The following is a 14,439-nucleotide window of genomic DNA, read 5'->3' on the forward strand; positions in this document are numbered from 1 at the left end:
GTGCAACGGAGCAGCCTGATGGACAAGACGTACGACTCGCCGCAGGCCGCGGTCTACGACATCGGCGACGGCGCGAGCCTCGCGGTCGGCGGCTTCGGGCTGTGCGGAAACCCGATGCAGCTGATCAGTGCGATCCACGACAAGGGCGTGAGCGGCCTCAGTGTCGTCTCGAACAACTGCGGCGTCGACGACTGGGGTCTCGGCATCCTGCTCGCGGACAAGCGGATCGCCAAGATGACCTCGTCGTACGTCGGGGAGAACAAGGAGTTCGCCCGGCAGTTCCTGTCCGGCGAGCTGGAGGTCGAGCTGACCCCGCAGGGCACGCTGGCCGAGAAGCTCCGCGCGGGTGGCTGCGGAATCGCCGCCTTCTTCACGCTGGCGGGCGTCGGCACCCAGGTCGCGGACGGCGGGCTGCCGCAGAAGTACAACGAGGACGGCTCGGTCGCGAAGGCCTCGGAGCCGAAGGAGACCCGGGAGATCAACGGCACGACGTATGTGCTGGAGGAGTCGATCACCACCGACTTCGGCCTGGTGCACGCGCTGAAGGGGGACACCCACGGCAACCTGGTGTTCGACCGCAGCGCGCGCAACTTCAACCCGCTGGCCGCGATGGCCGGCCGGGTCACCATCGCGCAGGTCGAGGAGCTGGTCCAGCCTGGTGAGCTGAACCCCGACGAGATCCATCTGCCCGGCGTCTACGTCCAGCGAGTCGTTGCCGTAGGCAAGGACATCGAGAAGCGGATCGAGAAGCGCACTGTACAACCTAGGGAAGCCTATGAGGCGGCCCGCGAGAAGCTGGAGGCCTGAGATGCCACTCACCCGTGAGCAGATGGCAGCCCGCGCCGCCGCGGAACTCGAGGACGGCTCGTACGTGAACCTGGGCATCGGCCTGCCGACCCTGGTACCCAACTACATCCCGGACGGCGTCACCGTCGTGCTGCAGAGCGAGAACGGCATCCTCGGCGTCGGGCCGTACCCGGTCGAGGGCGAGGAGGACCCGGACCTGATCAACGCAGGCAAGGAGACCGTCACGACGTTGCCGGGCGCGTCCTACTTCGACTCGTCGCTGTCCTTCGGGATGATCCGCGGCGGCGCCATCGACGCGGCCATCCTGGGCGCGATGCAGGTGTCGGCCACCGGCGACCTGTCGAACTGGATGATCCCCGGCAAGATGGTCAAGGGCATGGGCGGCGCGATGGACCTCGTGCACGGCGCCAAGAAGGTGATCGTGCTGATGGAGCATGTCGCAAAGGACGGCTCGCACAAGATCCTGCAGGAGTGCGACCTGCCCTACACCGGCCGCGGCGTGGTCAACCGGATCATCACCGACCTCGCGGTCCTCGACGTGACGGACGACGGCCTGCGGCTCGTGGAACTCGCCGACGGCGTCACCTTCGACGAGCTCCAGGAGAAGACCGGAGCCCCGATCAAGCAATGAACCGCGCATCGTCCGGGTGCTTCGGCGGGCTCCGTCGATCACCCGGCCGGTCGCCTGGCCGGCCACGCTTCCGGCTGCTCTTCCGGGTTGCGCTGCCGACCGCGAACAGTACGCGCGTCGTGACCATGTGTTGACCTTCCCGCCTGAGCCCTTCCGCGCGGTGCCCTCGAAGGCCACCCTTGACCCCTGTCGGTTGTCGGCCTCGGTGAGGATGGAATGCATGGACCTGGATGTCTTCGTGATCGGCGGCGTGGGAATCGACACCATCGTGCGAGTGCCGGGGCTGCCGCTGCCCCCCGAGGAGACGGTCCACGTCCAGCCGGTTCGGTCCTACATCGGCCACACCGGCCACGGCGTCGTACTCGGCTGTCACCAGCTCGGCCTCGCCACTGGACTCGCCGATGTCATCGGTGATGATCCCGAGGGCGCGCGGATCCGCTCGGCGTACGCGGACCTCGGCCTGCCGCTGGCGGTCGCGATCCACCCGAGCGGCACCCGCCGATCGGTCAACCTGGTCGGCCCGGACGGCCGCCGCCTCTCCCTGTACGACGGCCGGCAGCCGTGGGGCCTACGGGTGGACCCGAACCTCTGGCGCGGCAACGTCGCCCGGGCCCGGCACGTGCACGTGTCGATCATGGATTTCGCGCGCTGGGCTCTCCCGGACGTGCTGGCGGCCAACTGCACGGTGTCCACCGACCTGCACGACTGGGACGGCGAGAACGAGTACCACCGGGACTTCGCGCAGGCGGCGGACGTGGTCTTCGTGTCGACCAGTGCCCTGCGGGACAAGGCGATCGACTGGATCTTCGCGAGCGGCCGGGCCCAGGTGGTGGTCGCGATGGCCGGCTCCGAAGGCAGCTACCTGTACGTCCGTGACGGGGAGCCGGTGCACATTCGCCCAGTACACATCCCGGGCCGTCCGGTCGTCGACACGAACGGCGCCGGGGACGCCTACGTGTCGGCCTTCCTCACCACCTGGCTGGACGGCAGGAGCTACCAGGAGGCGGCCGAGGCGGGCTCCATCGCCGGCGCCTGGGCCTGCGGCTCCCCCGGCACTCACACCGACCTGATCACCGCCGAACAACTGATGCTGCTGCGCGTATAACTGTCAGAGGTGTGCTGGGTCGAGCGTGCGGCTGACGCCTCGCACGACGTCGGCGAAGAGTTCCAGCGACTTCGACGGCGGCTCGTCGCGATGGGCGAGCATCACCGCCGCGTAGTCATCGGCGAGCGGCACGAAGACGACGCCGCCGTTGCGCAAACTCCTTGTGGACAAGGGCAATCGCGTCACCCCGAGGCCGGCGGCCACCAGCGCGAGCAGGTTCTGCGGACTGGTTCCCCGCTGCACGACGCGGGGAACGTAACCCGCCCGCGCGAAGGCCCGGTCGTACTCCCGGTGCCATGGCGGCCAGGAACTCCTGGCCGTCAACAACCAGGATTCGTCGGCCAGCTCGGCCAGGGCGATTTCGTCGCGAGCGGCCAGCGGATGCCCTTCCGGCAGCACCGCCGCGACCGGCTCGTCCAGCAGATGCTCCGTCGCCAGGTCGTCGACCAGAGGTGGTCGCGTCAGGCCCGCGTCGAACTCGCCGTTCCGCAGACCGGCCACCAGCTTGGCGATCGACACCTCCTGCGCCTGCAGGTCGACAGCCGGATGCCGCTCGCGGAACGCCCGCACGACCGGCGGCATCAAGTAGTTCGCGACGGAGCTGAGGAAACCCACCCGGAGCGGGCCGATCTCACCCGACGCGGCCTGCCGCACCAGTGCGGTGACCCGATCCGCCTCGGCCAGGAGCTTGCGGGCTTCGGGCAGCAACACCCTGCCGACCACCGTCAGCCGGACCCCGCGAGACGTGCGCTCGAGCAACGCCGCGCCGTACTGGGCCTCCAACTGGCGCAACTGCTGGGACAGGGATTGCTGCGCGATGTGCAACCGTCCCGCCGCCTGGGTCAGACTGCCCTCTTCGACGATCGCGACGAACGACCGCAACAGGCGGAGTTCGGGAGTCACGCCTCGATCCTGCCACAGTCTGTGGCTGTGGCAGGTCAGCCGATTACTGTTTCCGCACGGCAGCCGGCCGAACCTACGGTCGAGCCATGTCATCAATCACTGAAGGCCGGGTCTGGCTGATCACCGGCTGCTCCTCCGGCTTCGGCCGCGCCATCGCCGACGCCGCCCTCGCTGCTGGCGACCGCGTGGTGGCCTCCGCCCGCAACCTGCGAACCCTCGAAGAACTCGCCCGTACTGCGCCCGACCGCGTGCACGTGGTCGGCCTCGACGTCACCCGGCAGGCCGACATCGACGCCGCCGTGGCGTCTACTCTCGACCGGTTCGGGCGGATCGACGTACTCGTGAACAACGCCGGCTACGGCTCGGTCGGCGCGGTGGAGGAGATCGTCGAGGCCGACCTGCGCGCCCTGATGGACACGATGTTCTTCGGAGCGGTCGCCCTCACTCAGGCGGTCCTCCCCGTACTGCGATCCCAGGGCAGCGGCACGATCGTCCAGCTCAGCTCGCAGGGTGGCCAGCTGTCACCGCCCGGTTTCGGCGCCTACTGCTCGGCCAAGTTCGCGCTGGAAGCGATGACGGAGTCGCTGGCCGCCGAGATCACCCCGCTCGGCTTGCGGGCGTTGATCGTCGAGCCGGGCGCATTCCGCACCGAGTTCGGCGGCAGTCGACTCCACCACTCGCCCGAGAACCCGGCGTACGCCGAGACCGTGGGCCCGACGCGAGCCATGATCGACAGCGCCGACGGCACCCAGCCGGGCGATCCGGCCAAGGCCGCGGCGGCGATCCTCACCGCCCTCGACGCCGACAACCCGCCGCTCAGGCTGGCGCTCGGGAACGATGCCGTCGACAACATCCGCGTGAAGCACGCGCAGCTCGCCGACGACCTGAACACCTGGGAGAAGCTCTCCCGCTCGACCGACCTCTGAGCCGGGGTCAGCCGCGGGTCAGAGGTGGATACAGGGTGGTGGCCGGCCCACGGCGGAAGAGTTGCGCGGGCCGGCCGCCGTCGCGCGTAGTGGTGGCGCCGAGCGGGATGACGAAGCCGTCGGTCTTGGTCGCCTTGCGGTGGAAGTTGCGCGGGTCGAGCGAGACGCCCCAGACGGCCTCGTAGATTCCCCGCAGTTCCGAGATGGTGAACTCGTGGGCGCAGAACGCGGTGGCCAGGGATGAGTACTCCAGCTTCGCCCGCGCTCTTTCGACCGCATCCGTGAGGATCCGGTAGTGGTCGAACGCGAGCCGCTTCGGGTCCTCCAGCACATCGGCGACCGGCACCCACGAGGCCGACGCCGCATCCGTCCCGGCCACCGGCGCGGGGAGATCCGGGACGAGGGCCAGATAGGCGACGCTGATCACCCGGCCGCGCGGGTCTCGGCCGGGTTCGCCGTACGTCGCGACCTGCTCGAGGTGGATCCGGTCGGAGAGCAGGCCGGTCTCCTCGCTCAGTTCGCGCCGGGCCGCCGCCTCCAGGTCCTCCTCGGGGCGGACGAATCCGCCCGGTAGCGCCCAGCGGCCCTTGTGCGGGGCGATCCCGCGGCGGATCAGCAACACCTCCAGCGAGCCGTCGCGAACGGTCAGGATGACCAGGTCGGCAGCCACGCCCAGGGGCAAGAAGTCCATGGTCGACCACTCTAATCGTCACCTTGACGAAAAGCGATCCAGGCTCTTATCGTCAAGGTGACGGCAATGAGAATCCAGAGCCGGCCGGGCGGATCCGGGCGGCGAGACGGGAGAACGACCGATGGCCGACATCACCCGGTTCCGCTTCATCAGCCACCTGCGGGCCAACCCCACCACCCACGTACGGCACCTGCGCAACGGCAAGGTCGCGCACGACGGCGCCGGCCAGGCGTTCTGGTTCCGGGCGCTGAACTCGTCCCTGAGCGAGGTCCCGATCGACGACCGCGAGCAGCCGTTGCTGTTCCACGGCCGGACCCTGGACTTCCAGGACGTCGTGGTGCAGGCGACTGTGACGTACCGGGTGACCGACCCGGCACTCGCCTCGACCCGGCTCGACTTCGGGATCGACCCGGACACCGGTCTGTGGCGAGCCACTCCGCTGGAGCAGCTCGGGGGTCTGCTGACCGAGCTCGCGCAGCAGACCGCGCTCGACCTGCTGGCCCGGCTGAACCTCACCCAGGCACTCTCCGAGGGGATGGCCTCGCTCCGGCTGGCGATGAGCACCGGGCTGCGCGAGGACCAGCGGCTCACAGGACTCGGGATTGGCGTGGAGGACGTCCGCGTGGTCGCAGTACGGGCCGAGAGTGACGTGGAACGCGCACTGCAGACTCCCACCCGGGAGATGGTCCAACAGGCCGCGGACAAGGCGACGTACGAGCGGCGGGCGATGGCCGTCGAGCGGGAGCGGTCGATCGCCGAGAACGAACTGCAGAACCAGATCGAGCTGACGCGGCGCGAGGAACAACTGGTCACCCAGAAGGGGCAGAACGAGCGCCAGCGCGCGACCGAGGCTGCCGCTGCCGGGCGGATCGAGACCGAGGCTGCGGCCGGTCGGCGGCGGTCGCTGGCCGAGGCCGACGCTGACGCGAAGCGGGTGATCGGTTCCGCCGAGGCCGCGGCCGAGAAGGCGCTGCTGGAGGCCTACGCGGAGCTGGACCAGGGGATGATCCTGGCGATGGCGATCAAGCAGGGCGCACTGCCGGAGATCGGCACGCTCAACCTGACGCCCGACCTGATCACCCCGCTGCTGACCAAGCTGACGGCCGGGGACCGGGCATGAGCCTGCCACCGCGGGCGGTCGTCGTACACCGGGCGACAGAGCTCACCGAGCTCATCGCCCGGCACGGCACCCGCCAGCAGGCCGGCTTCTTCCTGTCCAGCCGCGGGCGCGACCTGGCCGAACTGGACGCGCGTCACCAGGCCCAGCAGGAGGCGCTGGCGACGGTGTCCGCCTCGATCCCACTGGACTGGCGGCGAGCTGTTGCTGAGCGCAACGATCTCGACCGGTTCGTCTTCGGGCCCGAGGATCTGGTGATCGCGGTCGGGCAGGACGGGCTGGTCGCGAACGCGGCGAAGTACCTCGACGGGCAGCCGGTGATCGGGGTCAACCCCGAGCCCGGGCGCAACCCCGGAGTACTGGTGCCGCACGAGCCGGCCGCAGTACCGGATCTGCTGCGGTCGAGCACCGTCGAGGAGCGGACGATGGTTGCCGCGAGCACCGATGACGGGCAGACGTTGCTTGCTTTGAACGAGGTGTACGTCGGGCATCGAAGCCACCAGTCGGCGCGGTACCGGCTGGCGTCACCCGAGGGGCTCGAGGAGAGGCAGTCGTCGAGTGGTCTGCTGGTCGGCACCGGAACAGGTTCCACGGGGTGGTGCCGGTCGGCGTGGCAGGAGCGCGGGAGCAGGCTGCGGTTGCCCTTGGCAACAGAGCGTGCATTGTGCTGGTTCGTGCGAGAGGCGTGGCCGTCGCCGGCGACCGGCACGAGCTGCACGGAAGGCCTGCTGTCGTTGGAAGATCGGCTGACCGTGACCGCCGAGGCCGACCTGGTCGTCTTCGGCGACGGCATCGAGTCGGACACCCTGACGATCACCTGGGGCCAGCGCCTCGACATCACCGTCGCAGAGACCCGGCTCAGGTTGATGCGGTGAGCCCAGGACGCGGTTCAGGGTGATGGGTTGAACCAGGCGAGTGGGTCGTCTTCGACGTCTGCTCCCAGGGCGGCGAGCGCGCCGACGACGAGGGTGCGGCGGTAGGCGGCGTAGGTGAGGATGTGCGCGATCATGCCGGCAGCGGTGAAGACGTAGGGGTCACCGCCGGTGACGTCGACGAACGTCTCGTCGAAACGATCCTCGGCATCGATCCGCCGCACCGTCGCGACGAACGCCGGCCCGACCCGGTCCAACTGCTCGCGCAACTCCTCGAGGGTCCGCTCGCGCTCCTGGGTGACGTCGTACGGCTCGTTCGCCATCGCGCAGGTCCACATCTCCAACTGCCCGACCAACCGGGCCAGCAGCGACCTGACCGTCGGATCGACGTCGATGCTCAGCACAGACAGCTCGATCGGCTTGTCCAGCTGAGCCTCCAGCGCCGGATCCCGCTGGGCCGCGGCGTCGAGCAACCGCCCGACCACGGCCACATGGTGCTCGATCAGACCAGGGACGAAGTTCATCGACCTCACCTGCCTCCGCGCGGGCAACCGAAGGCCGCCGGGTGGATAGAAATGCACGTCATTCGGAGCCGCCAGCAAGAACCCAGCCGCCGACCCCCGCCACACCGCGGGCGCAGTACCGAATGCTCTCCCAAAGGCCCGCGTGAACGCCTCATGCGACGAGTAGCCCGCCTCCACAGCCACATCCAGCACGCCGGTGCCAGTCGTCCTGAGCTTGAACGCGGCCCGCTCCAACAACACCCGCCGCCTGAGCCGATCCGGAGCCTCACCCGCCGCCGCACCAACCACCCGATCAAACTGAGAACGCGACAGATGCAACCTGGCGGCCAGTTCGTCCCCCGACACCCCCGGCTCATCAAGGCAGCCCGCAAGCACCTCGACAAACCTCCCGAACGCGTCCTCCATGCCCTGATACTGCCCGCTTCACTTCCGCCGCGCTTGATCGATTTCCTCGCGAACCACACCCCGCCCGGCGAGCCGCCGGCGCAGCGAACCATCCGCAGCCACCTGACCGCGTGTGCCTGGCAATTGCTGAGGACGGGCGAGCGGCGTACGGAAGCACAGGAAGTACTGGGTCCTCTGTGCATCTCAACCGCCTCGGTAGGCGTGGAGGTGGACGGCGTCGGCGACCTCTTCCTGTCGGTCGGTACAGCGATGCCACTACGGCAGTTCGGGGGGACTTCTTGTGAGGCTTCGGCCGCCTGGCCACTTGGCGGCGGCCTGGTAATTACCTCGGGGCCTGTCGGCTGGTCACTGGCTCCACTGCGGTCACCTGGCATTCGCTGAGCGGCGACGGAGGAGTGGCGTGGGGCGGAGTACTCGAAGTTCTTCCCCGTGAGTTGTACGGAAAGTGATCGGGCGGGTGAGATCTGTGCTGACAGGGGTGGTGGGTGTTGCTCAGGACGCCGCAGGCCACGGTGCAGCGCGAGGACGGCTCGTTCGTCGACGAGGCCCGCTGGCCCGCCGCCGGGGTGAAGAACACCAAGCTGAACCTGAGCAAGCCGCTGAATGCGAACACCGGCGGCCTCTCGATCGCCGCGGCGACGAGTGACCCGGTCAGCTTCTCCGGCACCGGCAAGGTGTCGGTCCGGGTCCAGGTCAACAAGGTTGCCGCAGGCATCAAAGCGCGGCTGGTCGACTACGGTACGGCGAACCGCTACACGAGCGTGTCGAACATCCCGAACACCAGCAAGTGCTGGGGTGACGGCAACACGCTCGACATCGGGTGCTACGCCGAGACCCAGCTCAACACGGCCGTGTCGGACACCTCCGTGGTGGTCCGGACGCTCGCGGACGTCGGCCACTACAAGTCGCTGGACCGCAAGGAGTCCCTGCAGTCAGGCATGTGGTACGACCTCAGCTTCGAGCTGAACGCGGACGACGTGGTGTTCGCGGCCGGCCACCGCCTCGGCCTGGTGCTCACCGTGGAGCTCGACAACCCGTCGATCCCCTTCACTGGTGCGACTATCACGATGGTCCGTCCAATTCATCGCTGACGTTGCCGCTCACCGGCGCCACCACCAGCCTCAACACCCCGAAGACTCCGCAGCCAAGGATCCCGGCCACCCGGCTGGCGCAGCCGGAGCCCGAGAAGGACCCGGCCAAGTTGATGGAGCAGTTCGTCCAAGCCTCGCGCTGACCTGTACCACAACGAGATAGGCCCCGGCCCCCAAGAGTTCTGGAGAGCCGGGGCCTTTCCCCTGGACGATCAGTTGGAGGCGTTCGCCGGTGGTTTCGCCAGCGCCGCATAAGCGGTGACCAGCTGGTCCGCGTCGCGATCCCAGTTCAGCTCGTCACCGGCCGCCCGTACTGCGCTCACGTACCCCGGGTAGTCCGCGATGACAGCACGAACCGCCGCCGCCAGGGATTCCGCGTTGCCCGGCTCGTACAACGTGCCGAGGTGGTATTTCGTGATCACAGCCCGCAGCTCGGGCAGATCGGCGGCCACCACGGGGACACCCGCCCGGACCGCGTGGAAGAGCTTGTTCGGCAGGGCCAAGCGGTGGTTCTCGCAGGTGTTGGTCAGGGTGACCAGGGAGATACCGGACTCCTGCAGGACCCGGTCAACCTCGTCGATCGAAGTCTCCGGCACCTTCTCGACGCCACCCAGGTCGAGCCGGTAATTCGGGTCCACAGATCCCATCAAGAGGGTGCGGAACGGCGCCAGCAACCGAGCAGCCTCGACGACGGTCGGGAGATCACGCCCGGCCCCGACCCGTCCCGCGTAGAGCAGACCAGCCGGGGTGTCAGGCAGTTCGGCCGGGACCTCGGCCCGCGGGAAGGTGTTCCGCACGACGCGGACGTCGGACAGCCCTCGCTCCCGCAGCCGTTGCGCGATCCCGTCGCTGACGGTGAAGACGACCACCGCCCGCTGGGCGAGCGCGGTCTCGAAGCGACGACCACGAATCCGCCAGAGCGGAGTCGGGCGACCGGGAAGGGCACGGTCGAACCAGAGTTCGTGGCTGTCGTAGACGAGCTTCGCCGACCACTTCCCGGCGTACTCCGCGGCCAGCTCGAGGGTGTTGAAGTCGTGCGCGTGCACGACCTCGAACGGCTCGAACTTGGCCAGCTTCGCCGCGGCCGCGGTACGCCATTGCTTCTCGGTGCGCAGCCGGTGCTCGGGCAGCAGGAGCCACCTGACCATCCGCTGACCGAGCACCTTGATCCCACGCCGTCCGTGTCCGACCACCGGCCCGGTCCCGCTGCCCCGGAGGCCGGCTGAACGCGAGACGGACTCGACGCTCGCGCCGGCTCCCAGCTCACCGTGATCGGCCAGGAAGGCGTCCGGCACATCGCGACCGACCACGTGAACCGTGTGGCCGGTCGCGGTCAGCGCCGCCGCTTCCCGCAGGATGCGCGAGTCCCCGGCGATCGGGGACTGCGCCAGCATCAGGATCCGCATCTCACCGTCCGCCGAGACTCATCGGCCATCCAGCCTGCTTCATCGGCCACCCAGGAAGGGAAGCAGCGCCTCGACCGACTTGCGGCCGTCGTGCACTTCCCGGATGTATCGCGGTCCGGCGTCGGCGAGCTTGCGGGCTTCCTCACGCTCGTCGATCAGCCGCTCGATCACCTCGGCCAGGTCGTCCGGGTTCGACTCCACGATCGGTAGCTCCGTCGGCAGCAGGTCCCGGACGTGGTCCGCGACGTGGCCGACCGTGACCCGGCCCGCCGCCATCGACTCGCACGCGAAGACGCCGTACGAACCGAGCAGCAGCTGGTCGACCACGATGTCGACGTTCTTGATCAGCTCGACCAGTTCCGAGTGCGGAACACCCTGGACCCGCTCGTACCTGATCACGCCCTTGGCATCCAGCGCGGTCAGCACGGGGTCGACGAACGCCGAACCCTTCAGCGCACTCGCCGACGGCGCGTGCAGCACCACCGGCACCTCCCGGTCCAGCACCGGCGCCGTCGACGCCAGCTGGTCCGGGTTCACCACGACCGGCAGCCACACGCTGTCCTCGACGTACTCGAGCAGGTCCGGCGTGGTGACGAACCGGCTGCCCTCGTAGCCGACCAGGTGCTGGCGGAGCAGGTCGTTGGCCGCCTGCAGCCGGATGGTGAGCTCGTCGGTCCGGTCCGCAAACGGCGAGAACTGGTACTTCGCGCGGTGCCGGGCCGGGTCGCGCACCTCGGAGCCGTGGAAGATCAGGCCGTGCTTGATGTTGGACGCGTCGAGCATCGCCACGTCCTGCGCCCAGAGCTGGCCGGGCAGCTGACCGAACATCGGCCGGCCTGCCTCGAACAGCACGTGGGTCACGTTCTGCAGCACCCAGGAGGTCGTCTCGAGCTGCCAGCGAAGGTCACTGCGGTACTGCTCGTATGTCCCGGTGCGGTGCACCTTGAAGTCGTACGTGCCGCTACCGGTGGTCAGCGACTCGGCCGCGATCTCCGGCACCTCGCGAGTCAGCGCGGTGGTCCACAGGTACGCCTGCCCGGCGCTGTTGACCGGTCCGATCAGCAGCCGCCGTCCGACCGAGTCGGGCGACGTGTCCGGAGTCGGCTCGAGGTCACGGCCCAGCAGGTCGGTGTAGAGCGTGCGCAGCTTGTCGGCCTGCCCACTCCACGCCGCCTCGCGCTGGAACACCGGGTCGGCGAGCCGTTCGCGGTACGTGTCGGGCCGGCTCAGCAGCAGCTTCGCCTGCTTGGCCAGGTCGGCACTGTTCCCGGCCTGGAAGACCTCGCCGATCCCGGTCCGGGTGACGAACTCCTTCATGCTGGCCATGTCGCTGACCAGCACGGGCAGACCGCCCAGGCTGTACTCGAACAGCTTGTTCGGCATCGCCATCTCGTGGTTGGGGGCGCGCAGCATCGGGATGAGGCCGGCGTCCGCCGTGGCGAGGAACGCGCTCACGTTCTGCGGCGCGACCGGGTTCAGGTAGTGCACCCGGTCCTCGACCCCGAGCTCGGCGGCGAGGGTGCGCAGGGTGTCGACGACCGGCTGGATCGTCGACGGCACGCAGACCACGGCCAGGTGCACGCCCGGCATCTCCGGCAGCGCCTCGATAGCGGTCTCGATCCCCCGGACCGGGGTGATCCCGCCGCTGTAGACCAGCAGCGGCACGTCGGCGGGCAGCCGGACCTTGGCCCGGATGTCCCGCTCGATCTCGACCGACTCCGGGATGTCCGGCGTGTTGAGGATGACCTCGGGCTTGCGCGGCAGCTTGTGCTCGTTCTCCAGCCGGTCCGCGATCGCCGAACTGACGGTGATCACCCGGTCGGCGGCACCGATGTACTCCCGCTCGTGGTTCGCCCAGGCGGCGATGTACTTGCGCGTGCGGGCGCCGTACCGGGCGATGCCGGGCACGTACTCGTGCGCGTCGTAGATCACCTTCAGGTCCTTGCCCCGCAGCTTCGCGCGGCCGGCCGCACGGGTGGCCACCCCGATCACGTGCATGTCGTGCGCGTGCACGACGTCCGGCTCGAGCCGGTCGACCAGGTCGCCGAACGCGATCTCGAGGTCGATCGCCTCCGGGTGCACCCGGCGCCAGCGAGCCGGCCAGGTGATCCGGTGGTTCACGCCATCGTAGGCGCGCCAGCCGAACCGGAACGGCTTGTCCAGCCCAAGACCGACGCCCTTGCGGACCTTGATGCCCTGCTGTGCCGTCTGCCAACCGACCCGCCGAAGCAGCCGAGCGAAAACGCCGGCCTTGAACGCCAGGTCGCCGACCGCACCCGGCCGCTTGGCATTCATCGCATGACCGGAGTCGGACTTGAGCTCCCGAAGACCGGCCTGCACCCGCTGGCTCCGGGCCATCATGGCGCGCCGGGACGGATAGCCGACCAGCGGCGGACGCCAGTTCCGCCGCCTGGCGCGGTTGAAGATCCGTTCCTCGCGCAGGGTGAACGGGACCGCCACCCGGACGACCATCGCGCCGTCGAGCATCTCCCGCGACTGCTCACCGATCGAGATCCCGAGCACAGTCACCTGTACTCCGGCCTCGGTCAGGGCTGCAGCCTCTTTACGGACCCGGCTGTCGTTGGTGACCTCGTTCGCGACGAGCATCACCACCCGCAGATCTCCCGGGGACCTCGTCACAGACGCACCGACCTTCCGATCACGATTCGACGGACACCCGCCCAGCGAGCCGGGTCGGTGCTGTCGCGACCGTCGACGAGAACCTTGATGCCGGTCAGCTCGGCCGGGGTCAGCTCCTTGTACTCCGGGTGGTCGGCCTGCAGCACGGCCGCGTCGACCGCCTCACCCAGGTGGAACGGGGCGAAGCCGAGGCGCTGCAGCTCCTCGTCGGTGTACATCGGGTCGTGCACGAACACCTCGGCGCCGCGCGCCTTCAGCGCCTCGACGGTCGGGAAGACGCCGGAGAACGCGGTCTCCTTCACGGCTCCACGGTAGGCCGCGCCCAGCACGACCACCCGGGCGCCGGCCAGGTCGCCGTACGCGCCCTCGAGCAGACCGATGGTGTAGTCGGGCATGCCGAGGTTCGCCTCACGGGCGGCGCGGACGACAGTCGCCTCCGGGTCGGTCCACAGGTACAGCCGCGGGTAGACCGGGATGCAGTGGCCGCCGACGGCGATGCCGGGCCGGTGGATGTGGCTGTACGGCTGCGAGTTCGACGCCTCGATCACCTGGTGCACGTCGATGCCGTTCGCGCCGGCGAACCGGGCGAACTGGTTCGCCAGGCCGATGTTGACGTCGCGGTAGGTGGTCTCCGCCAGCTTGGCCAGCTCGGCCGCCTCGGCCGAACCCAGGTCCCAGACACCGTTGCCGCGCTCGAGGTCGGCGCGCTCGTCGAAGTCCAGCACGGCCTCGTAGAAGGAGATCGCCCGCTTGGCGCCTTCCTCGGACAGGCCGCCGACCAGCTTCGGGTACTTGCGCAGGTCCGCGAAGACGCGGCCGGTGAGGACGCGCTCCGGCGAGAAGACCAGGTGGAAGTCCTGGCCCTCGACCAGGCCGGAGACCTCCTCGATCAGCGGCTTCCAGCGGTTCCGGGTGGTGCCGACCGGCAACGTGGTCTCGTAGCTGACCAGGGTGCCCGGGGTCAGGTTCTCGGCCAGCGAGCGGGTCGCATTCTCCATCCAGCCGAACTCCGGCTCGCCGGTCTGCTCGTCCACGAACAGAGGTACGACGATGACGACGGCGTCGCTGCCGGGGATGGCGTCCGCGTAGTCGGTGGTAGCCCGCAGCCGGCCGTCGCCGACCGTCTCGCCCAGCAGCTCGGCCAGGTGGGCCTCACCCGGGAACGGCTCCTGTCCGGCATTGACCTGATCGACGGTGGCCTGGTTGATGTCGACGCCGACCACTTGGTGGCCCTTGGCCGCGAACTGGACCGCCAACGGCAGCCCGATCTTGCCTAAGGCAATTACTGCTACTCGCACGGGAACTCCACTAGGTATGAATC

At 69.0% G+C, this 14,439-nt stretch carries 14 protein-coding genes and 1 pseudogene; 8 read left to right on the forward strand and 7 right to left on the reverse strand.

What is annotated here, in order from left to right; translation table 11 throughout:
* Positions 1-18: 18 nt before the first annotated feature.
* From EV648_RS09795 to EV648_RS09805, 3 genes are all read left to right on the forward strand, one after another.
* On the forward strand, positions 19-807 hold the full coding sequence (locus EV648_RS09795) for a CoA transferase subunit A (RefSeq protein ID WP_132287936.1): 789 nt from the start codon (positions 19-21) through the stop codon (positions 805-807).
* 1 nt (position 808) lies between these two features.
* Positions 809-1,438, forward strand: coding sequence for a CoA transferase subunit B (locus EV648_RS09800; RefSeq protein ID WP_132287940.1), 630 nt, complete (start codon positions 809-811; stop codon positions 1,436-1,438).
* A 220-nt stretch (positions 1,439-1,658) separates the two neighbouring features.
* Entirely contained in the window at positions 1,659-2,543 is an 885-nt protein-coding gene (locus tag EV648_RS09805) for a carbohydrate kinase family protein (protein ID WP_132287943.1), read from the forward strand.
* Positions 2,544-2,546: 3 nt separating this feature from the next.
* On the opposite strand, the gene EV648_RS09810 is transcribed toward EV648_RS09805, so the two are convergent.
* Entirely contained in the window at positions 2,547-3,446 is a 900-nt protein-coding gene (locus tag EV648_RS09810) for a LysR family transcriptional regulator (RefSeq protein ID WP_199234516.1), read from the reverse strand.
* 86 nt (positions 3,447-3,532) lie between these two features.
* On the opposite strand from EV648_RS09810, the gene EV648_RS09815 reads away from it, so the two are divergent.
* Complete coding sequence (locus EV648_RS09815) at positions 3,533-4,372, forward strand: oxidoreductase (RefSeq protein WP_132287949.1); 840 nt, start codon at positions 3,533-3,535, stop codon at positions 4,370-4,372.
* Positions 4,373-4,379: 7 nt separating this feature from the next.
* On the opposite strand, the gene EV648_RS09820 is transcribed toward EV648_RS09815, so the two are convergent.
* Complete coding sequence (locus EV648_RS09820) at positions 4,380-5,063, reverse strand: NUDIX domain-containing protein (RefSeq protein ID WP_132287952.1); 684 nt, start codon at positions 5,061-5,063, stop codon at positions 4,380-4,382.
* Between the two features lie 121 nt (positions 5,064-5,184).
* On the opposite strand from EV648_RS09820, the gene EV648_RS09825 reads away from it, so the two are divergent.
* The gene (locus tag EV648_RS09825) at positions 5,185-6,183 is read left to right on the forward strand and encodes an SPFH domain-containing protein (protein ID WP_132287955.1); all 999 of its coding nucleotides are present in this window, start codon (positions 5,185-5,187) and stop codon (positions 6,181-6,183) included.
* Positions 6,180-7,055, forward strand: coding sequence for a hypothetical protein (locus EV648_RS09830; protein ID WP_132287957.1), 876 nt, complete (start codon positions 6,180-6,182; stop codon positions 7,053-7,055). The genes EV648_RS09825 and EV648_RS09830 overlap by 4 nt, the downstream gene beginning before the upstream one ends.
* Positions 7,056-7,069: 14 nt before the next feature.
* Here EV648_RS09830 and EV648_RS43940 read toward each other — a convergent pair whose 3' ends face one another.
* Positions 7,070-7,576, reverse strand: coding sequence for a hypothetical protein (locus EV648_RS43940; protein WP_241995005.1), 507 nt, complete (start codon positions 7,574-7,576; stop codon positions 7,070-7,072).
* 108 nt (positions 7,577-7,684) lie between these two features.
* Positions 7,685-7,981 (reverse strand): annotated as a pseudogene (locus EV648_RS45140) (helix-turn-helix domain-containing protein); the annotation flags it as partial.
* Between the two features lie 485 nt (positions 7,982-8,466).
* Between EV648_RS45140 and EV648_RS09840 the strand changes: the two are divergent.
* Positions 8,467-9,072 carry a CocE/NonD family hydrolase C-terminal non-catalytic domain-containing protein gene (locus EV648_RS09840; RefSeq protein WP_241995006.1) on the forward strand — a complete coding sequence of 202 codons (606 nt, stop codon included), beginning with the start codon at positions 8,467-8,469 and terminating at the stop codon, positions 9,070-9,072.
* A 2-nt stretch (positions 9,073-9,074) separates the two neighbouring features.
* Positions 9,075-9,215: a hypothetical protein gene (locus EV648_RS43945; protein WP_241995007.1), complete on the forward strand. Its 141-nt coding sequence runs from the start codon at positions 9,075-9,077 to the stop codon at positions 9,213-9,215.
* A gap of 69 nt (positions 9,216-9,284) precedes the next feature.
* On the opposite strand, the gene EV648_RS09845 is transcribed toward EV648_RS43945, so the two are convergent.
* Genes EV648_RS09845 through EV648_RS09855 form a run of 3 tightly spaced genes read right to left on the reverse strand, consistent with a single transcriptional unit; the run spans position 9,285 to position 14,416 of the window.
* The gene (locus EV648_RS09845) at positions 9,285-10,478 is read right to left on the reverse strand and encodes a glycosyltransferase (protein WP_132287963.1); all 1,194 of its coding nucleotides are present in this window, start codon (positions 10,476-10,478) and stop codon (positions 9,285-9,287) included.
* A gap of 39 nt (positions 10,479-10,517) precedes the next feature.
* Entirely contained in the window at positions 10,518-13,118 is a 2,601-nt protein-coding gene (locus tag EV648_RS09850) for a glycosyltransferase (RefSeq protein ID WP_132287966.1), read from the reverse strand.
* Positions 13,115-14,416 carry a nucleotide sugar dehydrogenase gene (locus EV648_RS09855; protein WP_132287969.1) on the reverse strand — a complete coding sequence of 434 codons (1,302 nt, stop codon included), beginning with the start codon at positions 14,414-14,416 and terminating at the stop codon, positions 13,115-13,117. Before EV648_RS09855 ends, EV648_RS09850 begins: the two co-directional genes overlap by 4 nt.
* Between the last annotated feature and the right edge of the window lie 23 nt (positions 14,417-14,439).

The sequence above is a fragment of the Kribbella sp. VKM Ac-2568 genome, from assembly GCF_004345365.1.
In the GTDB taxonomy this organism is placed as follows: Bacteria; Actinomycetota; Actinomycetes; order Propionibacteriales; family Kribbellaceae; genus Kribbella; species Kribbella orskensis.